Below are 21,439 nucleotides of genomic sequence, written 5' to 3' on the forward strand. Positions count from 1 at the left end.
ATAAAAGACCTACTTATGATAAATTTCCCCCGCATTTATTTTGAATGCTCGGTATATTTGCTCTAATAATATGATTTTAAACAGCTGATGGGGAAATGTCATTTTAGAAAATGACAGCTTAAAGTCAGCTTTTTTTATTACATCTTCCGACAGACCGTTGCTGCCTCCGATGATAAAGGTTATATCCGAAATACCATTGATACCTAAATTATTTATTTTTTCTGCTAACTCTTTTGAGCTGAGCTGTTTTCCCTTTATATCCATAACAATTACAAATGAATTTTTAGGTATGCTGTTAGCTATTTTTATACCTTCCTTTATTTTAACCTGTTCTATTTCTGCCTGAGAGTAACTGTCGTCTGCTCTTTCGTCAGGTATTATTTCTTCCGTCAGTTTACAAAATTTCGATAATCTCTTTGTATATTCGTTAATTGCATCAATAAAAAACCTTTCTCTTATCTTTCCTACGGATATAGTTGTTATTTTCATATTTTCACCTTATTTGCAATATATATTTATCTGTTTTGTTAATATAGTATATCATAAAAAAACAATTATTTACATATTTTTTGAATTTCAGAGGAAACGTTTACAAGTTTTTTGTTGATTAAATTTTAACTATGTGTTATAATTTTTTATTATAACGATACAATTGAGGTATATTATGATGAAGATAAGAATAATACTGATTATTTCATTATTAATTTGTTTTTTTAGTATACAAGCTTACGGAGCAACCGAAGAACCTGTTAATGCAGATAAATTGATTGACGATTTAGAGAGTACATATGGCATTAAAGTAACAATACAGGATAAGGATGATAACATAAATTATAATGATTGTTTGATAGTGCTGGACAAGGGTCTAAGCAGATTTCCTGACGGTTTAATTAAAGAAATAACAGATTATTATACTAAAAAAGGAATAAGCATCAATATTATCATTAATGAAACTGAAAAAATCAGTGACTTATTTTCCGAATATGTAATGAGCGATGAATCTGCAAATATTTATATAAATACATTGCAAAACAGCCTATACAGAAATTCATGCGTTGCTTCCGAAGAAGGATTTGTTTATGGAATAGGTCATTTCATAAGTGATTACATATTTAAAATATACGGTTATGATAAATTAAGAAATGAATTTGAAAACTTAAATTCAGGATATAATTACGGCACTTGGGAAAAAGGTTATGAAAATGTGTTTTTAAATAAGCACTCAGCTTCGTCTTTTAAAGAGGAAGTTGCTAATATAATTTGGTATATTGAAATTCATCCCGATAAGCTTAGAAATATTAATAATGGAAACTTTACGGTTATACATAAGAAAATTGAATTATTATCTAATGCAGCAGAACAGAGTTTTTCATCCATAACAAAAGAAACGAACCTTTGGAATGAAGCACTGCCTCAAAAACCGGATGAATGGGCGCGAGAAACAATTGAAAAAATGAAATCAGCTTCCCTGATACCGGAGGAATATGAAGGAATATACAGATCATATATTACAAAAAAAGATTTTTATAATTTGACATTTAATATTATTGAGAAAAAAATAGGGAAGGAACGTTTTTCAAATATATTTGGAATAGTAGAAAAGGAAGAATATACAAGCTTGGACCCGCTAAAGGGAGAAGTGTATGTTGATATAGACGTAAATTATGATGCTGAAGAAGATAACTACATAACACGATTAGAAATAGCTAAATTTTTCGGTTATGTCAGCAATAAACTAAATAAGGATATTTCTGATTATAAAATAGCTGAATTTGATGATATTTCAAGTGTAAGCGAATCAGAAAAATTATTTATCTATTATGTTTCAAGTAACGGATTATTAAAGGGAAACGGTATAAGCTTTAAACCCTTTGAAAATTGCACCTATCAAGAGTCATATTTAATGTTGATGAGATTATACAACTTCTTGTAACAGATTAATAATTTATATTTTAATAATAGCTCATATTGTGATATAATGGTAAAAACAATGAGGGTGGATTATGTTTGACTTAAGAAGTATTGTTGCCGGCATTATATTAATGCTTAAAAAATATACTTGCATCAATATTACCATATATGCAAATACAACTGATGAGGATTATAAAAGGGGCATTCTTGTTTTACCTTTAATAGGATTTGTCATTGGTTTTGTTGCATTTTTTATAGCTGGCCTAAAATTTTTTTATGACAGCTTTTTTATTGGCGTATTAATTTTAATTTATTTTAATATAATTACAAAATCAGTTAATATAAAAGATACATATACCTCATTAAATTACCTTTTAAAAACTAAGGATAACAATGATCAAATAACCGGTATGGTCGGTATAATATTAATAAATTTATTGTACTTTTCATTAATTGGAATTATTCCTTCAACCGGCTTGATAATTATGCCTGTTGCAGGATATTCGAATCTTATCTTATTGAGCTTTATTATTAAAAGCAATAAAGACGACACATCAGTTATGAAATACTGTGAAAAATATCATATTATTTCTGCATTCGTAATTTCATTTTTGTTGACTGTAATTTTTAATTACCGTTTAATTATTTCATTATCATTGACATACATGATTACAGGAATAGTAATAAGCTTATTGGATGAAAGAATCGGCAAAATTACTGATTCATTCGAGGGCTTTATAATAGAAATAACGCAAGCATTGTTTTTGATAATAACGTATATGATGTATTTATAGCAATAATTTTTATTGACATTTTTGCTTATTATAATAAATCATTATTATCTTTGAAAGGTGAGATTATGTATTCCGGTAAAAAAATACTGTTAGTTGAAGACAGTCATTTTATAGCAGCAGTAGTAGGAGATTATTTAGAAAAGAACGGTTTTGAAATAGATAATGTTATAACCGGTGAAGAGGCAGTAGAAAAAGTATACGACAATTCAGCTCCTGATTTAATACTTATGGATATAGAATTGGCAGGTAAGATGAATGGTATAGAAGCTGCTAAAATCATAAACAACCACAAGGAGCTGCCTATAATATTTCTTACGGCTAATGCTTCTGATAAAATAATTGACCAAATAAGGAATATAAGTGCTTACGGTTTTATAGAAAAGGGAATGGACAACTCTGCCTTGCTTGTTACAATTGAGATGGCTTTAAAGCTGCATGCGGTTAAAGTTGAAATCAAGGAGAAGGAATCTATTTTAAATGCTGTAATTAATTCTGTTCAGGACGGTATGATTATGACAGATGATAAAGGTTATGTTTCTCTTTGGAATCCTGCTGCAGTTCAGTTGTTTGGATATACAAAAGATGAGATTCTTGGCAAAGAGCTTCATGAGCTTACTGTAAGTAATGATTTTGAAAACATGAATAATAATGGTACCATTAATAGCTTATTTGCAGATAAAAAAGTAAAAGAGTTAAAAATCAAGCATAAAGATGGACAAGTTTTTGATGCTGAGGTTTCGATTTCATCTTTAAAAATTAATGATAAAGATTATTATGTAGGAATTTTCCGTGACATAAGCGATAGAATTAAAGCGAGAGAAGAATTAGAAAAATTATCTGTAACAGACTATTTAACCAATACTTATAACAGAAGGTTTTTTGTAAACAGATTGGAAGAAGAAATTGAACGCTTTAAAAGAACGGGAAGAGTCTTTTCGATTGCAATGTTAGATGTTGATAAATTTAAAACAATAAATGACAAATATGGTCATAGTGTAGGTGATTTGGTTTTACAAAATATAACTGATTTTATAAAGAAAAGGATACGTAAAGCGGATTGTCTTGCACGTTGGGGCGGAGAAGAATTTATAATATTATTAGCTGATACGCCTATAGCTGATGCCGGTGTATTATTGGAAGATTTGCGATTAGGTATCAGTAAAATTAAAATTCCAAATATTGATGAATTTACGGGAAGCTTTGGCGCGGTAGGATATATGTATGGTGATACTGCAGATATGATGATACAAAAAGCGGATAATATGATGTATAAAGCAAAAACATGCGGAAGAAATTGTATAAAATATATGATATAATTTGTTTAAAGTATTTTTGACAAATAAAAATCATTGTAGTATAATCAAAAAAACTTGAGAGCTTTCTGCTCCATTGTGGAAGAAAGTTCTTTTTATATATGTAGGATAGCAATTTTATATATGGAGGATAACAATGGAAAATAAAAAGGTAATATTCAGCGGTATGCAGCCATCCGGTTCACTTACTCTTGGAAACTATTTAGGAGCACTGAAAAACTGGGTTAAACTTCAAAGCGAATATGACAGTTATTATTGTGTTGTAGATATGCATGCTATAACAGTTCCAAAAGAACCAAAGGATTTAAGAAAAAATACACTTGAAGTACTTGCAAATTACATAGCGGCAGGCATTGATCCTGAACAAGTAACATTGTTTATACAATCACATGTGCCGGCACATGCAGAGCTTAGTTGGATTTTAAACTGCTTTTCATATTACGGTGAATTAGGCAGAATGACTCAATTTAAGGATAAATCCAAGAAGCTTGACCACAGTGCAATTACTGCAGGGTTGTTTACATATCCCGTTTTAATGGCAGCAGATATTCTTCTTTATCAGACAGATTTGGTACCTGTAGGTGAGGACCAGAGACAGCACCTGGAAATCACAAGAGATATTGCTATGCGATTTAATAACAGATTCAGTGAAACTTTTAAAATTCCCGAACCTTTCATTGAAAAGGAAGGTGCTAAAATAATGAGTTTGCAGGACCCGTTAAGTAAAATGTCTAAATCAGATTCCAATGAAAATGCATATATATTGCTTTCAGATGATATTGATGTAATAAGAAGAAAATTCAAAAGATCAGTAACAGATTCCTTTGGAGTGGTTAAATATTCTGATGAACAACCGGGAATTAAAAACTTGTTAAACATTTATTCTAAAATAACAAACAAATCATATGGTGAAATAGTAGCCGATTATGAGGGTAAAGGCTACGCTCAGTTTAAGGACGATGTGGCGGAGGTTGTTATCAATGAACTTCGACCGATACAGGAAAAAATTGATTATTTATTGAAAAATAAAGATTATTTAGAGAAAATCTACAAAACAGGTGCAGAAAAGGCAGATACTGCAGCAAACAAAACACTTAGAAAAGTATCAAAAAAGGTTGGATTTTTACCTAAATAATATATTTGGAGGAAGAATGTTAGTAATTAAAAATGGTTATATAAAAACAATGGCAGGCGAAGATATCTCTAACGGACAAATAATTATTGAAGAAGGCAAAATAAAAGCCGTAGGGACCGATTTGGAAATGCCTGATGATGCGGAAATAATAGACGCAAACGGTATGCTGGTCACACCCGGATTTGTAGACGGACATTGCCATATAGGCTTGTGGGAAGAGGGTATCGGCTTTGAGGGTGAGGACGGTAATGAAGCAGTTGAACCGATTACACCGCAGCTAAGAGCAATTGATGCCATTAATCCATTGGACCAGGGCTTCATAGATGCCATTGAAGGAGGAGTAACCTGTGCAGTAACAGGACCCGGCAGCGCAAATGTTATAGGAGGATCCTTCCTTGCCATGAAAACATACGGCAAGAGAGTTGATGACATGGTTATAAAAGACCCTGTTGCCATGAAAATTGCCTTTGGTGAAAATCCAAAGAGAGTTTATGATGAACAACATAAATCTCCTGTTACAAGAATGGCTATTGCAGCATTGTTAAGAGAAACATTATATGAAGCAAAGCAATATAAAGAGGATTTAGAGGCTTCCGTGGAAGACCCCGATAAAAAACCTGACTTTGACTTGAAGCTTGAAGCACTGCTGCCTGTTATGAGAAAGGAAATACCGTTAAAAGCTCATGCTCACAGAACTGATGATATATTTACGGCTCTCAGAATCGCTAAGGAATTTGATTTAGACATAACATTGGATCACTGCACAGAAGGACATTTGATAGCCGATGAATTAAAAGCGGCAGGAAAACCATGCTTAATAGGACCAACCTTCGGTTCAAGAGTGAAATACGAGCTTAAAAATAAAAGCTTCGAAACACCAAAAATATTGCATGAAGCAGGTATAAAAATAGCAATAATAACTGATTCTAATGTTATACCGATTCAACATATAAATATGTGCGCCGGCATGGCAGTTAAAGCAGGATTACCTGAGGAAGAAGCTTGGAAGGCAATAACTATTAATCCTGCACAGATAACCGGAATTGCTGACAGGGTAGGAAGCATAGAGGTTGGAAAGGATGCGGATATAGCCATATTCAAAGGTAATCCGTTGTTGGATATTGACTATGAAACAGTAATGACCATTATAGATGGGAAAGTGGTTTATAAAAACAATAAAATAGGCTGCTGAAAAAGCCCCCCTGCTTCGTTGCCGTTCAGCCGGTCAATCCTCACGTATATTTGAATACGCTGCGGTTGCCCGTCTTCCGGCGCCTTGCAGGATGAACCTTTTCAACAGCCTGCTATCAAGTAGGGGGACGCTTTTCAACGTTCCCTTTTAAATATGAAAAAATAACAAGTTAATGTATAAAAAAAACTTGCATATTGTCTTTAAAAAGAATAAAATAATCCGTGGTTAAAAAAAGGATGGTATGTATGAAAAATAATATTATAAATATAGCAGTAATAGCCCACGTTGATGCAGGAAAATCTACATTAGTAGATGCTTTTTTGCAGCAAAGCGGAGTTTTTAGAGAAAATCAAGAGTTAGTGGATCAGGTAATGGATTCAAATGCTATTGAACGTGAAAGAGGAATTACTATTTATTCTAAAAACTGTTCAGTAATGCATAATGACTATAAAATAAATATAGTTGATACACCTGGTCATGCTGACTTTTCATCTGAAGTTGAAAGAATCATGAAGACTGTTGATACAGTAATTCTTTTGGTTGATTCAATAGAAGGTCCTATGCCTCAAACAAGGTTTGTTTTACAAAAATCCTTGGAAGTCGGCTTAAGACCAATATTGTTAATAAATAAAATTGATAAAAAAAATCACAGAGCTGAAGAAGTTGTTGATATGGTATTTGATTTATTCGTTGAATTAAATGCAACAGATGAGCAATTAGATTTCCCGATACTTTACGGTATAGCTAAACAAGGTATAGTTCAATATGAATTGAATCAACCGAGTGACAGTATAACACCTTTATTTGATACAATAATAAAACATGTGGAATCATACCCGGACAAAGACAATGATGATTTGCAGATGCAGATATCATCACTTGCTTATGATGATTATATAGGCAGATTAGGAATAGGAAGAGTTACAGCCGGCACCATAAAAGAAGGGCAGACAGTTTCTGTTGCCAAGCATGACGGATCGGTGGAAAAGCAAAAAATATCAAACATATATGTATATCAGGGACTTAGCAGAATCAGTGTAAGCGAGGCATACAGCGGAGATATAGTTGTTGTATCAGGAATTTCCAATATTTCCATAGGTGATACCATATGCAATGAAAATAAAGTAATTCCGATGGAAACAATAAAAATTGAAGAACCGACACTGTCAATGAATTTCCTAATCAATACTTCACCATTCGTCGGATTATCAGGCAAATATGTGACTACAAGACATTTAAAGGCAAGATTAGAAAAAGAACTTGAGGTTAATGTGGGGTTAAAGGTTGAGCCATTGGAAGGAGCAGTTGACGGATACAAGGTTTCTGGAAGAGGAGAGCTTCATTTATCCATATTGCTTGAAAATATGAGAAGAGAAGGATATGAGGTTTCAGTTTCAAGACCTGAAGTAATATTAAGGAGAATTGAAGGCGTAGTAATGGAGCCGATTGAAAGAGTTTTCGTAAACACACCTGAAATTTATTCCGGCTCAGTTATATCAAAGCTCAATGTAAGAAAAGGAATGATGGTTTCAATGGTTCCTGACGGAAACTATGTAAAGATTGAATACATGGTACCGACAAGGGGACTTCTTGGCTACCGAACAGAGTTAATCAATGATACAAGAGGCGAAGGGACCATAGTCAGAAGTTTTGATCATTATGAAAAATATAAAGGTGAAATACCTCAAAGAATAAACGGAGTTCTAATATCCACCGAACAAGGCGAGGCAATTGCTTATTCATTGGCAAACCTTGAAAGCAGAGGAACATTGTTTATTAATCCCGGCGATAAGGTGTATGAAGGAATGATTATAGGAATGTGTGCCCGAGGAGAGGATATAACCGTTAATCCTTGTAAAGCGAAAAAACAATCCAATACTCGTTCTTCATCAGCAGATGATGCAATAAAATTAACACCTCCAAGAGTTATGACATTAGAATCAGCACTTGAATTTATCAATGATGATGAATTGGTTGAAGTAACTCCGGACAACATCAGATTAAGAAAAAGATATTTAACTGAAATGGAAAGAAGAAAACAAGCAAATAAATTAAAGACACGAGAGTAAGCAATTGAGAAGCAGTTGATAAAAAGGGCGCTATGCGCCCCTTTTAATACCTATGCTTGCAAATCTATTGTTTATTATTCCGGATAATTAAGATTTTCTTCCTTTAAGTTTAAGAGTACTTCATTATAAAACTTAGCGGCTTCATATTTAGCCATATTTAAATTCATATCCTGATAATTTCCGCAGGACTTTGCATCGGCACCAGGCACATCACCTTCATAATTCATAATAAAATCAAACATTTCTTTGATTATGTCAATGACATCAGTTGACTTTAAATCACCCTTAAATATAACGTAAAGCCCTGTTCTGCATCCCATAGGTCCGAAATATACGGTTAAAGTATCATATTCATTGTGATTTCTAAGAAAAGTGGCACCTAAATGCTCAACGGTGTGCAGCTCAGCTGTATTTATAACCGGTTCGTTATTCGGTTCCTTCATTCTTATGTCAAAGGTAGTAAGCGTATGCTCACATATAATATCCTTTCTTGATACATAAATTCCTCGCTTCAAATTCAGATGATTAACCTGAAAGCTCTCAATTTTTTTCATTTTTATTCCCCCTAAATTTTCTCTGCTAATTCGTTGTTGTCAATTATATTAGATGCCTTATATTTTGCTCTGAGAGCTGAAAATATTTTTTTGCCGTTTACATCAGTGATTCCGTTTCTGTTTAAATTTATGTCGAGAATTTCGCTGATTTTACTTGTTTTGTTTTGCAGAACAACACTTATATTCCAAGGTGTTTCTAAAATAATCCTTCTGTCATATTCAAACTTTTCTGCGCTTTTGTATTTAGTATCATTAAATTCTAATTCTTCAATATCTTTTATAATCAATGGAACTTCTTTTTCTTCAAGAACAATTCGCACTAATTTTTTTTGTTTTTCTGAACCGTTGATTTCTTTCATTAATCAAAAATCTCCTATATTATATTGTAATATTTGTTTACATTATACTATTTCAATTGGGAAATGTAAATTTAATATTCCTTTTTTGTTAACTTTGTAGTAAGATATGGGAAAAACACGGAGGGATAATAATGGAAAGAACTTTAGTACTCATAAAACCGGATGTTCTGGAAAGAAAATTAATGGGGGAGATAATTTCAGTTTATGAAAAAACTAATCTTCATATATCAGCAATAAAAATAATTAAGCCAACTGAACAAATAGCAGAAAAACATTATATAGAACATAAAGAAAAACCATTTTACGGAGAATTAATACGTTATATTACAAGAGGAGAAATTTGCGCTTTAATAATTGAAGGAGAAAATGCCATAACAGAAGCAAGAAAAATTAATGGTGCTACTGATCCGGAAAAAGCAGAACCAACATCAATACGAGGAAAATATGGTATATCCAAAACAGAAAACAGCGTGCATTCTTCAGATTCCAAGGAAAGCTCAGAACGGGAAATAGGCATTTGGTTTTGAAAATGATAATATTGGACTATAAAATTATTTTCTTTGACAAAATTTGATAAAATGGTATAATCATACAGTATAAATTACATAATGAGGGATAAGAAAGTGAAGAAAATTACGACGGTTATACTTTTAATTGCATTAGTATTTGCTCTAACAGCTTGTGATATAGTATCTGGAGTGGAAACGGAAAAAGAGACGCCAAGTCAGGCCTTGATAAATATTATGACAGCAGTAAAAGAGACTAATAAAGAAGTATTAACAAATTACGATGCAATAAAATTAATAGGCAGTGCAGATGATAGAAATGTTATAAGAAATAAAAAAATATTTGAAGCTTTGGAGTATAATATTTTATCGGTTGAGGAAATTGAGGAATCTGCCAAAATCAAGTTGGAAATTAAAACAAAGGATTTAACGACTGTTCCTCAAGATTATGCTAATAAATCAGTAGCTTTGGCCAATGAAAACAATAATCTTGGAGATAACAAGCTTGATGATGCAGCCATGAAGCAAAAATATAATGATTTGTTCGTAGATATAGTTGATGAATGCGAATATACAGAATTTAAAGAAGTAGTGGATGTTATCCTGACGAAGGAAGGTAGCAGCTGGAAAATAAATTTAGATAGTAAATTTCAAAATGCAATATACGGGAATTTAGTAATGGCACAAACTCAGATTCTTTGGTCGGATATTAATAATCAAGGAATAAATAAATCGAATGATTCTGAAGCTAACATAGGCAACGATATAACAACAAAAGGTATACGAATTATACAATAAATTGAAATAATTTAAATTTCTAAAATAAAAACAGGAGCGATAAATTTCTTTGCTCCCGTTTTTATTTTTATCAATCTTTTTTATTTTTAATATCTGTTCTCATTTTTTCATGACCACCGTCATGAATACCCAATATTTTGCCATCAATTATTCCAATATCAGCATTATCCTTTGGTTCCATTTTTCTTAACTCTGCATTGCTTTTTTCTCTGTATCTCATTCTGTTTTTATTATTTTTCATAAGCATCCCTTCCTGTAATGATTATATTTTTAGTATCTATTAACCTTTGAAATTTATACAAAAAATCCTAACCCTCCGTTCAGATTTGCATAAAATGAATGGAGGTGATTTTATGTCCGGAATAGGATTAGTATTAGGTGGCGGAGGAGCTAAAGGAGTCTATCAAATAGGAGCATGGAAGGCGCTTTGTGAATTTGGGTATAACAATTATATAGATATTTATTCCGGTTCCTCCATTGGAGCTATAAATAGTTTTCTGATTCAAACAATGGATTGGAAAGAAACAGCAAATATATGGCTGAATTATAATTTATCTAAGGTGTTTTTTACAGATGGTGTGGATTTAGATAGCTTAGTAAAAACTATCAGAATGATTTTATTTGGTAAAAAGGTTCAGTTTGACAGTTTGTTTACAAGAGACGGATTTGTTAACTTATTCGATACGATAGGACTTGAAAATTTAGAAGGAACAACCTTAGATACTTATGTAACCGTAGCAAATGTAACAGAAATCCCAGAAGAAGAAAGAGTATTAAAAACTGCAATGGATTGGTATAAAGGCAGAAAATCCGGCTTCACTCAATATATACATATAAAGAAACCGGAAGCAAACTTTATCAAAGATATATTATTAGCAACTTCAGCCATACCGATCATATATCCTCCCGAAAAAATCGGGGATCAATATTATGTGGATGGTGCAATCAATGATGCATTACCGATTTATCCGCTGAACAAAAGAGGAGTAAACAAAATAATTGCTATTTCTTGCGAAAGAATAAATCCTCAAGCTTTGAAAAGAAAATATCCATATTCAGAAATTCTATTAATACAGCCATCAAGGTACTTAGGTAATTTGTTTAACGGAACATTAAATTTTGATAACAGAAAACTTAAAGACACATATTACTTAGGTTATAGGGATGTTAAAAAAGCAATTAAAAAAATTGATATAGTATTATCGTCCGGATGCCGATAAAATATTCGATGACAATGAACTTGAGCCGGAAACAGTTATTAACTTAATAACTGCTGCAGATAGATAATATAATATCTTTTATATTTTCAATAAATTTGGTAAAATGTAATTAATTAAATTTTATGTTTAGCTGATGATAAAAGAGGTGTTTATATGAATAATGGAAATCAAAGAGTTACAAGGCTGATAGAATATGTAAAGGGTCTCAAAGACAGATTAGACGGAGTAGAACTGTAAAATAAACGTATTTTTAACAACGGGAGAAATTATGAAGAAATCACTTGAATTAGCAAAATATATATCTATAACATTTTTAATATTAGCTGTAGTTGTTTTTCTGTCATCTATATTTATAAATGCATACGTTAAGTCATCAACCAAGGATTTAATTGTTTCATTGGACGAAGCATTAAATATTAAGCCGGATTGTATAATAGTTCTTGGTGCAGGGGTGAGAAGCGATGGCTCGCCAAGTCCGATGCTGCAGGACAGGTTAATAACCGGAATTGAGTTGTATGAAAAAGGGGTTTCGGACAGATTATTGATGAGCGGAGATCATACCAAAAAAGGATATGATGAAGTAAATATTATGAAAGGATATGCCATAGATAAGGGGATACCATCGGAGCATATATTCATGGATCATGCAGGCATATCCACCTACGACAGTATATATCGCGCAAAGGAAATATTTCAAGCGGATAAAATAGTAATTGTAACACAAAGTTATCACCTTTACAGAGCTCTTCACATTGCCGAAAGGCTTGGAGTAGAAGCATATGGAGTTTCGGCAGATGTCAGGATTTATGCAGGGCAGGATTTAAGAGAATTCAGAGAAAAAGCAGCAAGAGTAAAAGATTTTATAAAAGCTACAGTAAAGCCGGGTTCGAAAATAGGAGGAGAAGCGATACCCGTGAGCGGTAATGGAGATGTAACCAACGATTAAAAATTAAAAACATTTTCATTCTGTGTTATAATTCAAAATAACATAATTCCTTAACTGAAAAACATATCATATAATATACCTATTGTTAGGAGGGGAGGAATAGAATTGTTTAATAAACTAAAAGAAGATTGGGAAAAGTTTGTTAGAGGTTATGAGGTATCTAAAGACATAAGACCTGAAATTTTATCGTCCTGGTATAGATGCGAAGAAATGAAAGTAGATTTCGAATTTGGAAAGGGAACTAAGGTAACCGATAAGGTTTTGGCTGAAAGCTTAAGTAAAAGGAAGGACCTTATAGAAGTAGCCAGACCCATTATGGAGAATGTATTTGAAATAGTAAAAGATACAAGCTATAGCGTCGTTCTGACTGATGAAAAAGGTATAATAATTGATTTGATTATTAACAAAGCCTTAGAAGAAAATCATAAAAAACTAAATTTTGTGTTGGGCTCCCTATGGGATGAAAAAAGTGTTGGGAATAATGCAATAGGCTCTTGTCTTGCAATGAATAAGCCTATACAGGTAATAGGAGCCGAGCATTATTGCGAATATCATCATAGATGGACCTGCTCCGCCGCACCCATACATAACAGTAAAGGTGAATTAATTGGATGTTTTGATTTATCGGGAAGAGCTGAAGATGTACAGGCACATACATATGGCATAGCAGTATCAAGTGCCAACAGCATTGAAAAACAATTCACTATACTTGAATCATACAAGCTCATGGATACGACCTTTGATTCAATCCTTGATGGTTTAATGATTATGAACAGCGAAATGAAAATTTATAAATTTAACCATCAAATACCGGAAATATTTAAATTGGATGAAACTGAAATATACAATATAAAAATTATGGAAGTATTTAAAGATTTTAATATTGTTAGCAACATATTCAATAATAAACAAAAAATTAAATACTCAGATATAACACTTGTTATAAACGATAAAAAAATTGAATGCTCTTTGACCATATCTCCAATTATTTTAGGTAATGATGTTATAGGGGCAGTTTTTTTAGTCAGAGAAGCTAAACAAATAAGAAAAGAAATAAGCAAATTAGCCGGTTTTAAAGCAAACTATACATTTGACAGCATTGTTACAGTTAGTAGCAAAATGGAAGAATTAATAAAAACAGCAAAGAAGATTTCTAAAACAAATTGTTCCGTTTTGATTGAAGGTGAAAGCGGAGTGGGAAAGGAATTGTATGCTCAATCAATACATAATGAAAGTTTCAGAAGGAACGCACCTTTCATAGCAATAAATTGCTCTGCAATTCCAAAGGAGTTATTTGAAAGCGAGCTTTTTGGTTATGAAAGCGGTTCCTTTACAGGTGCAATGAAGGGTGGCAGACCCGGAAAATTTGAGCTGGCAAGAGGCGGCACTATATTTTTAGATGAAATCGGAGAAATACCATTAGATATACAGCCTAAGCTTTTAAGGGTATTAGATAATAATAAAATTGTAAGAATTGGCGGTACATTTGAAAGAGATCTAGATGTAAGAGTAATTGCAGCAACTAATAGAAACTTGCTTGATGAAATAAGAGACGGCTCTTTCAGGCAGGATTTATACTATAGATTAAATGTTATTAATTTAAGAATTCCTCCTCTAAAGGATAGAAAAGAGGATATATTAGAGCTTGCAAAATACTTTTTAAATGAACTTAATAAAGAAAATGAAGAAATCAATAAAACATTCAGTTCTTCTTTTGAAGGTAAGCTAATGCAACACGAATGGGTAGGAAATGTCAGAGAGCTGAAAAACATTATTCAAAGAGCTTATCACATGTCAGAAGGAGAAGTTATTAATAATATTGTACTGTCAAAGCAAAGCGGTTATGTTAACAAGGAATTAACGTCTTTTAATCTGAAGGAAATTGAAAAAGACAGCATTCTCCAAGCCTTATCAGTAAACAACAAAAATGCAGCAAAAGCAGCACAGGACTTAAATATAAGCAAGGCAACAATATATAGAAAAATAAAATTGTATTCAATAGATTTGGATAAAATAGAAAAATTAGCACAATAATTAAGCAGACGATCCAAATCTCTGTCTTGGTGTCGGTCGCTTATACTGTGAGTGCAATAAAACTGTCTCAAATTAATTCTCAAATTGAGACAGTTTTTTTATCGTATTAGCTGTTTATTTTTGTAATAGTATCAATTTGAGAAAATAGTCTCATATTGATATTTTTTTATATCCTAATCCATAAAACAATTGTCGATATGTTTTTTTAAAGGATTAATTTTATGCTTAAATTTCAACTATAATTAAGTTATTTTACACAATTATATTAATTTTATATCATTGGCATATATATTGCTACTCATAAATACAAACAAGCAGGGGGTGATGATACGAAAAGATACATAATAGAATTTGGCATTGGTATAGACTTTCATGGACAGGACGTTACTAAGGCTTCGGTAAAAGCGGCAAAGGATGCAGTATCTAAAAGTTGTCTTATTGGATTAAATGAAGTGTGCGGATTCACTCAGGGCAACATAGATGAAAACGTATTTATTGAGGCGACAGTTGCGGTATCAAGACCGGATGAAGTAATAAAAGAAGAAGTAATTAAATGCTTTCCGGTAGGGCAGATTACAGTTAAGTGCGTTTATGGCGGCTTAAAAACAGATGGTCTTTATTTCACTAAATTTGGAGACAAAGATGGTTCGATAGAGGTCGCAGTTGCAAGTGTAAAAGTAGAAATAAAAAATGATGGGAGGTAATAATTTTGAACATTACAAACGAACAAATTAAAAACATGTATGAAACAATGCTGAAGATTCGTAAATTTGAATCAAGGGCAAAGGACTTATTTGCAGAAGGCAAAATCCCCGGATTCGTTCATCTATACATAGGTGAAGAAGCCGTAGCAACAGGTGCGTGTGCTAATCTGAACAATGATGACTACATTACAAGTACACACAGAGGCCATGGTCACATCATTGCTAAAGGCGGAAACTTAGACAATATGATGGCTGAGCTGTTTGGAAAAGAAACAGGCTATTGTAAAGGTAAAGGCGGATCAATGCACATTGCCGATGCAACAAAAGGTATACTTGGAGCTAACGGCATTGTTGGTGCAGGCCACAATATAGCTGTCGGAGCAGGATTGGCTGTACAATACAAAAAAACAGGTCAGGTATGTGTTTGCTTCTTTGGTGATGCTTCAACAAACCAAAGTACATTCCATGAGGCCTTGAATTTAGCAAGTGTTTGGAAGTTGCCGGTAGTATTTGTTTGCGAAAATAACGGATATGGTATTTCAGTGAGCCAGGAAAGACATCAAGCAATAACAGATGTATCTGTAAGAGCTACAGCTTATAATATACCAGGTATAACTGTTGACGGTAATGATGTGTTTGCAGTTTATGAAGCTGTAGGTGAAGCCGTTGCAAGAGCAAGAAAAGGACAAGGTCCCACACTAATTGAATGTAAGACATATAGACACAGGGGACATTTTGAAGGTGATATGACTGTTTACAGACCTGATAATGAATTAGAAGCGTGGTTAAAAAAAGACCCGATTCCAAGAATTGAAAAATATATGGTAGAAAATAATATTATGACTGAAGATGAAATAAAAAAACAAATTTCCTATGTTGAAAATATGGTAAAAGAAGCCGAAAGATTTGCAGACGAAAGCAATGTGCCTGCGTTAGAGTCAGCTCTTGAAGATGTATATACTGATATAGTTGAGGAGGGCAGAGTGAGATGAGAAAAATGACGTATGCAGAAGGTATAAGAGAAGGTATGAGCCAAAGAATGAGAGAAAATACTGATGTTCTACTTTTTGGCGAAGATGTTGGAAAGTTTGGCGGATGCTTCGGAGTATCATCCGGAATGTGGGAAGAATTCGGTGAGATGAGAGTAAGAGATACTCCGATTTCCGAGGGAGTTATAATAGGAGCCGCAGTTGGCTCGGCAGCATGCGGATTGAGACCGATAGCTGAATTAATGTTTATTGACTTTGTAACTGTTGGAATGGATCAGTTAGTAAACCAGGCAGCTAAAATGAGATATATGTTTGGTGGAAAGCTTGCTCTTCCTATGGTGGTAAGAGTACCTGCAGGTGGCGGTATCGGTGCTGCTGCACAGCACTCTCAATCCATTGAATCATGGCTGATACATGTACCTGGGCTAAAAGTTGTATATCCATCAAATGCTCAGGATGCATATGGATTGATGCTTACGGCCATAGACGATGATAATCCTGTTGTATTTATAGAAAATAAGGTACTGTATTCTGTTAAAAGCGAGGTTGAAGATAAAATTGAACCTATTCCACTTGGCAAAGCTTCGGTTACAAAGGAAGGTACAGATGTAACTATCGTAACCTATGGACGACAGGTGCTTGATTCATTAAAGTCTGCAGAAATATTGGCTAAAGACGGAATAAATGCTGAGGTTATAGATTTGAGAAGTTTATTCCCTCTTGATAAAGAAACAATTTTCAAATCATTAGAAAAAACACACAAGGTAGTGTTAGTAAGCGAGGAAGCTAAAAGAGGGGCATTTACCGGAGAAATTGCATCTGTAATAGCTGAAGAGTATTTCTTTGAATTAGACGCTCCGATTAAAAGAGTAGGAGCATTAAATACACCTATTCCTTTCACTGCAAATTTAGAAAATTATGTGTTGCCTAATGATCAGGATATTGTAGCTGCAGTTAAATCATTGTTTTAAGTAACAAGAATTTTGTAGCTTTAATTATTATTATTAAAGCTACTTGTTTCTTTTTTAATAGGAGGTTGGCATATGATTTCCATAGGAATAATAGCAAATCCCGCATCCGGCAAAGATATTAGAAGGTTGGTGTCCCATGCCACGGTTATAGATAACAATGAAAAAATAAATATTGTGGAGAGAATTATTCTGGGAGCTCAAGCACTTGGTGTTGATAGAGTATATATGATGCCGGATTCCTTCAATATGGGATATAGGATTGAAGATAAACTAAATACTTGTAATGAATTAAGGTGTGAAATAAATGTAATAAATATGTATCGGTATGATGGTATCGAAGATACGCTTACAGCTGCAGAACAGATGGAAAAAGCAAATGTCGGCTGTATAGTTGTACTTGGAGGTGACGGTACAAACAGAGCGGTAGCAAAGGTTGTAAAAAATACTCCCTTAATTTCTATTTCTACTGGAACAAATAATGCTTATCCAGTTATGATGGAGGGTACAGTTGCAGGAATGGCCGCTGCGGCAGTAGCTCATAGGTGCTTTGATGAAAGCTTATATGTGGAAAGAGATAAGCGTATAGAAATCTTTAAGGATGATGTGCTTAAGGATATAGCACTTATTGATGCAGTTATATCTAAAGAAGCTTTTGTTGGCTCAAAGGCAATATGGGATATGGATAGCATTGACAAAATTTTTGTTTCAAGGTGTCATCCGGCATCAATAGGATTTTCCGCAATTGTCGGGAGTAAAAAAATTATTTCATCAAAAGATGATTATGGTGCATATGTAGATATAAATAATAATAACTTTAAAGTATTTGCAGCCGTAGCGGCAGGAGTTGTTACTCCGGTGTCTGTTTCAGAGCCGATAATTTTAAATTTAGACGATGAATATAAATATACTACGAGCTTCAGAGGAACTATAGCTCTTGATGGAGAAAGAGAAATACAATTTTTTGAAAATCAAGAATTTGTTTTTAAGATAACACGTAACGGACCAAGACGTATAAATGTTAAAAGAGTTTTGGAAACAGCACAAAGCAATGGTTTTTTAATATGCAAAATGAGGATTTAATATAATTTGTAACGTTTAATAAGGAGGACAATATGGCAAATATCTTAGTAATGCCTAAATTAGGGCTCACTATGAGTGAAGGTGTTATCTCAAATTGGAGAAAGCAAGAAGGAGATATAATAAAGAAGGGTGAAATTCTTTTCGATGTTGAAACAGATAAATTAACAAATGAATATGAAGCAATAAATGAAGGTATATTAAGAAAAATTTTAGTAAGCGGCGGAACGGTTCCTGTTTTAGCTCCCGTTGCAATTATTGCAGATGAGGATGAAGATATAACAGAATTACTAAATAAGACAGGTGCTGAAGAATCGGAAAAAACAGAGATAAAAGCAGATAATAGCGTTAAGCCGTCAACTATGGTCGCAGTCACAGGCGGAAGAGTTAAAGCTTCCCCAAGAGCTAAGAAAATAGCTGCAGAATTAGGAGTAGATATAAATTTAATTAACGGTACGGGAGCGGATGGCTCTATAACTGAAAATGACATTAAAAATTATTCAGAGCAAGAAAAAGAAAGCAAGAAAAAAATATCGCCTACAGCATTATTGGTAGCAGACAATATTGGAGTTGATATATCTAAAATTGAAAAAGATACTCGTATAATGAAGGATGATGTTATTAAATTTAAGCTGAGTGAAGAACTTCAAAGGTTTGCAGATCCTCAGGAATTCAGAAAGCCAATGAGTGCAATGAGAAGAATTATTGCAAAAAGGATGCTTGAAAGCAAGCAGATATCACCAACTGTCACCTTTAATATAAAGGTTGATATAACTACAATGAAACAATTCAGGGAAGAAATAAAGGAAACAGCTAAAATATCATATAATGACATATTAGTAAAGATTTTATCCCGAATTTTATTAGAATTTCCATTATTAAACAGTTCGGTTGAAGAAAATGATATAATAATCAGAAATTACGTAAATATCGGAGTTGCCGTTGCACTTCCTGAAGGTCTTTTAGTACCCGTTGTTAAATATGCCAACGTTAAAGGATTAAAAGAAATTTCTGAAGAAATAAAAGCAATGGCTGAAAAAGCCAGGAACAACGAATTATTACCGGACGAACTTACCGGTGGAACATTTACAATAAGTAATTTGGGTATGTATGGAATTGAATCATTCGCACCCATTGTTAATCAACCGGAAGTTGCTATACTTGGAATAAATTCAATAAAGGAAGAAGCAGTGGTCATTAATGGAGAATTAAAAATCAAGCCTATGATGAATTTAAGCTTAACAGCAGATCATAGAGTGGTGGACGGAGCAGTAGCGGCAGAATTTTTAGCAAAATTAAAAGATTATATCGAGAAGCCGGGGCTTCTTTTATTATAGGGAGGAACTGCAATGAAAATAGTGATTTTAGGAGGAGGTCCTGGTGGTTATGTTGCAGCTATACGTGCTGCACAATTGGGAGCTGAGGTAACTATTGTTGAGAAAGATAAGTTAGGCGGAACTTGTTTAAACAGAGGCTGTATTCCAACAAAGGTTCTGCTGTATACCTCTGTTGAAATGGAAAATGTCAATAAAGAGTTTAAGGAAATAGGCATTGACATAAAAGGAGCTGAAATAAATTGGGAGAAGCTGCAAAAAAGAAAAGAAACAATTGTAAACAGATTAGTAGGCGGAGTACAAACGTTATTAAGAAGCAATAAAGTAACGAAAATAGCAGGTGAAGGAAGCTTTGTTAACAGCCATCAGATAAAAATAAAAAACGATGAAGGTGAAATTATTTTATATTTTGACTATGCCATCATAGCAACCGGTTCAGCTCCTGTTATAATTCCATTGCCCGGAATAAATTTACCGGGGGTTATAACCAGTGACGAGGTTCTGGCTTTAAAAGAAATTCCCAAAAGCATGGCAATAATAGGGGGAGGAGTAATAGGGGCAGAAATAGCAAGCATTTACTCTTCGTTAGGCTGCAAGGTTTCCATAGTTGAAATGCTCCCCGACATAGTTTCAAATATGGATCAGGACATAGTAAAGCCGCTAAAGGATAAGCTGTTAAAAAATGGAGTGAAAATTTACAATAATACAAAGCTTGAATCAATTAATAATTCAAATAATGGATTACAGTTAAATGTTTCTTCAGCTTCAGGGAAAACAACAATACAGGCAGAAAAGGTTCTTTTGTCAATAGGCAGAAGGCCGGTTACAGAAAGCTTATCCTTAGAAAAAGCAGGAGTAACAACTGAAAAAGGAAGAGTAAAAGTTAATAAAAATATGAAAACTAATATAGATAACATTTATGCTGTGGGAGACTGTACAGGAGGGGCAATGTTAGCTCATGTATCATCAGCACAAGGTATCGTCGCGGCAGAGTACATAATGAATAGAAAATCTCAAATTGATTTTAAAACAATACCATATTGTGTTTACACAAAGCCTGAGCTTGCAGGAGTAGGACTAACAGAAAAACAAGCAAAAGAAAGAGGTTATGCTATAAAGGTTGGTATTGCTCCCATGTATATAAATGGGAAATCAATAATAGAAGGGGATACTGACGGAATTGCAAAATACATTGCAGACGCTGACACCGGAGAAATATTAGGTCTCCATATATCAGGACCGAGAGCAACCGATTTAATAGTGGAAGGAGCACTTGCCATCAGACTGGAAGCTACAATAGATGAAATTACTTCTACAATACATGCCCATCCAACAGTAGGAGAAATTCTCCATGAGGCCGCACATTCAGCTTATGGAAATGCCATTCATATTCCTAAGAAATAACTTATTGTGACAGTTACAAAACGCTGTCACTTTTTTTATTGTTGTAAGAATAATAATACTATAGTAAAATATAACAAATGATTAAGAAATAGAGATCTATCCTTAGTGCCGAGCAACAGAAAGGAAGTG

At 33.4% G+C, this 21,439-nt stretch carries 21 protein-coding genes; 17 read left to right on the forward strand and 4 right to left on the reverse strand.

Features of this window, described 5'->3' with window-relative positions; genetic code table 11:
• Positions 1-9: 9 nt before the first annotated feature.
• A complete protein-coding gene (gene rlmH / locus RT412_RS12650) occupies positions 10-489 on the reverse strand; it encodes a 23S rRNA (pseudouridine(1915)-N(3))-methyltransferase RlmH (RefSeq protein WP_313341144.1) in 480 nt (159 codons plus the stop codon).
• Between the two features lie 175 nt (positions 490-664).
• On the opposite strand from rlmH, the gene RT412_RS12655 reads away from it, so the two are divergent.
• The 6 genes from RT412_RS12655 (at position 665) to typA (ending at position 8,414) form a co-directional block, all read left to right on the forward strand.
• On the forward strand, positions 665-1,933 hold the full coding sequence (locus RT412_RS12655) for a hypothetical protein (protein ID WP_313341141.1): 1,269 nt from the start codon (positions 665-667) through the stop codon (positions 1,931-1,933).
• A 70-nt stretch (positions 1,934-2,003) separates the two neighbouring features.
• Complete coding sequence (locus RT412_RS12660; RefSeq protein ID WP_313341138.1) at positions 2,004-2,705, forward strand: hypothetical protein; 702 nt, start codon at positions 2,004-2,006, stop codon at positions 2,703-2,705.
• Positions 2,706-2,770: 65 nt separating this feature from the next.
• Positions 2,771-4,021, forward strand: a complete 1,251-nt coding sequence (locus RT412_RS12665; RefSeq protein ID WP_313370356.1) for a diguanylate cyclase — start codon at positions 2,771-2,773, stop codon at positions 4,019-4,021.
• Positions 4,022-4,154: 133 nt separating this feature from the next.
• Positions 4,155-5,153, forward strand: a complete 999-nt coding sequence (trpS, locus tag RT412_RS12670; RefSeq protein ID WP_313341129.1) for a tryptophan--tRNA ligase — start codon at positions 4,155-4,157, stop codon at positions 5,151-5,153.
• Positions 5,154-5,169: 16 nt separating this feature from the next.
• Positions 5,170-6,345, forward strand: a complete 1,176-nt coding sequence (locus RT412_RS12675) for an amidohydrolase (protein ID WP_313370358.1) — start codon at positions 5,170-5,172, stop codon at positions 6,343-6,345.
• 245 nt (positions 6,346-6,590) lie between these two features.
• Entirely contained in the window at positions 6,591-8,414 is a 1,824-nt protein-coding gene (gene typA / locus RT412_RS12680) for a translational GTPase TypA (protein ID WP_398439425.1), read from the forward strand.
• Positions 8,415-8,488: 74 nt separating this feature from the next.
• Here typA and RT412_RS12685 read toward each other — a convergent pair whose 3' ends face one another.
• Together RT412_RS12685 and RT412_RS12690 are read right to left on the reverse strand one after the other, a co-directional pair.
• Positions 8,489-8,968, reverse strand: coding sequence for an S-ribosylhomocysteine lyase (locus tag RT412_RS12685; RefSeq protein ID WP_313341120.1), 480 nt, complete (start codon positions 8,966-8,968; stop codon positions 8,489-8,491).
• Between the two features lie 11 nt (positions 8,969-8,979).
• Entirely contained in the window at positions 8,980-9,327 is a 348-nt protein-coding gene (locus tag RT412_RS12690) for a hypothetical protein (protein WP_313341117.1), read from the reverse strand.
• Positions 9,328-9,458: 131 nt separating this feature from the next.
• Here RT412_RS12690 and ndk point away from each other — a divergent pair, with 131 nt between their 5' ends.
• Both ndk and RT412_RS12700 read left to right on the forward strand, forming a co-directional pair.
• Positions 9,459-9,854 (forward strand): nucleoside-diphosphate kinase, encoded by a 396-nt coding sequence (gene ndk, locus RT412_RS12695; RefSeq protein ID WP_313341114.1) that lies wholly within the window; start codon positions 9,459-9,461, stop codon positions 9,852-9,854.
• A gap of 96 nt (positions 9,855-9,950) precedes the next feature.
• Positions 9,951-10,631 (forward strand): hypothetical protein, encoded by a 681-nt coding sequence (locus RT412_RS12700; RefSeq protein ID WP_313341111.1) that lies wholly within the window; start codon positions 9,951-9,953, stop codon positions 10,629-10,631.
• A 70-nt stretch (positions 10,632-10,701) separates the two neighbouring features.
• Here RT412_RS12700 and RT412_RS12705 read toward each other — a convergent pair whose 3' ends face one another.
• Positions 10,702-10,872: a hypothetical protein gene (locus RT412_RS12705; protein ID WP_313341108.1), complete on the reverse strand. Its 171-nt coding sequence runs from the start codon at positions 10,870-10,872 to the stop codon at positions 10,702-10,704.
• A gap of 112 nt (positions 10,873-10,984) precedes the next feature.
• On the opposite strand from RT412_RS12705, the gene RT412_RS12710 reads away from it, so the two are divergent.
• From RT412_RS12710 to lpdA, 9 genes are all read left to right on the forward strand, one after another.
• Complete coding sequence (locus tag RT412_RS12710; protein ID WP_313341105.1) at positions 10,985-11,851, forward strand: patatin-like phospholipase family protein; 867 nt, start codon at positions 10,985-10,987, stop codon at positions 11,849-11,851.
• Positions 11,852-12,119: 268 nt separating this feature from the next.
• The gene (locus RT412_RS12715; protein ID WP_313341102.1) at positions 12,120-12,797 is read left to right on the forward strand and encodes an ElyC/SanA/YdcF family protein; all 678 of its coding nucleotides are present in this window, start codon (positions 12,120-12,122) and stop codon (positions 12,795-12,797) included.
• A 105-nt stretch (positions 12,798-12,902) separates the two neighbouring features.
• On the forward strand, positions 12,903-14,831 hold the full coding sequence (locus tag RT412_RS12720; RefSeq protein ID WP_313341099.1) for a sigma-54-dependent Fis family transcriptional regulator: 1,929 nt from the start codon (positions 12,903-12,905) through the stop codon (positions 14,829-14,831).
• A 344-nt stretch (positions 14,832-15,175) separates the two neighbouring features.
• Positions 15,176-15,535, forward strand: coding sequence for a Lin0512 family protein (locus RT412_RS12725; protein ID WP_313370365.1), 360 nt, complete (start codon positions 15,176-15,178; stop codon positions 15,533-15,535).
• Positions 15,536-15,570: 35 nt separating this feature from the next.
• A complete protein-coding gene (locus RT412_RS12730; RefSeq protein WP_313341504.1) occupies positions 15,571-16,527 on the forward strand; it encodes a thiamine pyrophosphate-dependent dehydrogenase E1 component subunit alpha in 957 nt (318 codons plus the stop codon).
• Complete coding sequence (locus RT412_RS12735; RefSeq protein ID WP_313341096.1) at positions 16,524-17,495, forward strand: alpha-ketoacid dehydrogenase subunit beta; 972 nt, start codon at positions 16,524-16,526, stop codon at positions 17,493-17,495. Before RT412_RS12730 ends, RT412_RS12735 begins: the two co-directional genes overlap by 4 nt.
• Before the next feature lie 72 nt (positions 17,496-17,567).
• On the forward strand, positions 17,568-18,575 hold the full coding sequence (locus RT412_RS12740) for an NAD(+)/NADH kinase (RefSeq protein WP_313341093.1): 1,008 nt from the start codon (positions 17,568-17,570) through the stop codon (positions 18,573-18,575).
• Positions 18,576-18,607: 32 nt separating this feature from the next.
• On the forward strand, positions 18,608-19,909 hold the full coding sequence (locus RT412_RS12745; protein ID WP_313341091.1) for a dihydrolipoamide acetyltransferase family protein: 1,302 nt from the start codon (positions 18,608-18,610) through the stop codon (positions 19,907-19,909).
• A gap of 12 nt (positions 19,910-19,921) precedes the next feature.
• The gene (gene lpdA, locus RT412_RS12750; RefSeq protein ID WP_313341088.1) at positions 19,922-21,310 is read left to right on the forward strand and encodes a dihydrolipoyl dehydrogenase; all 1,389 of its coding nucleotides are present in this window, start codon (positions 19,922-19,924) and stop codon (positions 21,308-21,310) included.
• Positions 21,311-21,439: the final 129 nt, after the last annotated feature.

It is taken from the genome of Sedimentibacter sp. (assembly GCF_032080165.1).
In the GTDB taxonomy this organism is placed as follows: Bacteria; Bacillota; Clostridia; order Tissierellales; family Sedimentibacteraceae; genus Sedimentibacter.

Coding starts and splice junctions, on each gene's coding strand:
- rlmH (WP_313341144.1), bottom strand. CDS start 489: ATGAAAATAACAACTATATCCGTAGGAAAGATAAGAGAAAGGTTTTTT.
- RT412_RS12655 (WP_313341141.1), top strand. CDS start 665: ATGATGAAGATAAGAATAATACTGATTATTTCATTATTAATTTGTTTT.
- RT412_RS12660 (WP_313341138.1), top strand. CDS start 2,004: ATGTTTGACTTAAGAAGTATTGTTGCCGGCATTATATTAATGCTTAAA.
- RT412_RS12665 (WP_313370356.1), top strand. CDS start 2,771: ATGTATTCCGGTAAAAAAATACTGTTAGTTGAAGACAGTCATTTTATA.
- trpS (WP_313341129.1), top strand. CDS start 4,155: ATGGAAAATAAAAAGGTAATATTCAGCGGTATGCAGCCATCCGGTTCA.
- RT412_RS12675 (WP_313370358.1), top strand. CDS start 5,170: ATGTTAGTAATTAAAAATGGTTATATAAAAACAATGGCAGGCGAAGAT.
- typA (WP_398439425.1), top strand. CDS start 6,591: ATGAAAAATAATATTATAAATATAGCAGTAATAGCCCACGTTGATGCA.
- RT412_RS12685 (WP_313341120.1), bottom strand. CDS start 8,968: ATGAAAAAAATTGAGAGCTTTCAGGTTAATCATCTGAATTTGAAGCGA.
- RT412_RS12690 (WP_313341117.1), bottom strand. CDS start 9,327: ATGAAAGAAATCAACGGTTCAGAAAAACAAAAAAAATTAGTGCGAATT.
- ndk (WP_313341114.1), top strand. CDS start 9,459: ATGGAAAGAACTTTAGTACTCATAAAACCGGATGTTCTGGAAAGAAAA.
- RT412_RS12705 (WP_313341108.1), bottom strand. CDS start 10,872: ATGAAAAATAATAAAAACAGAATGAGATACAGAGAAAAAAGCAATGCA.
- RT412_RS12710 (WP_313341105.1), top strand. CDS start 10,985: ATGTCCGGAATAGGATTAGTATTAGGTGGCGGAGGAGCTAAAGGAGTC.
- RT412_RS12715 (WP_313341102.1), top strand. CDS start 12,120: ATGAAGAAATCACTTGAATTAGCAAAATATATATCTATAACATTTTTA.
- RT412_RS12730 (WP_313341504.1), top strand. CDS start 15,571: ATGTATGAAACAATGCTGAAGATTCGTAAATTTGAATCAAGGGCAAAG.
- RT412_RS12735 (WP_313341096.1), top strand. CDS start 16,524: ATGAGAAAAATGACGTATGCAGAAGGTATAAGAGAAGGTATGAGCCAA.
- RT412_RS12740 (WP_313341093.1), top strand. CDS start 17,568: ATGATTTCCATAGGAATAATAGCAAATCCCGCATCCGGCAAAGATATT.
- RT412_RS12745 (WP_313341091.1), top strand. CDS start 18,608: ATGGCAAATATCTTAGTAATGCCTAAATTAGGGCTCACTATGAGTGAA.
- lpdA (WP_313341088.1), top strand. CDS start 19,922: ATGAAAATAGTGATTTTAGGAGGAGGTCCTGGTGGTTATGTTGCAGCT.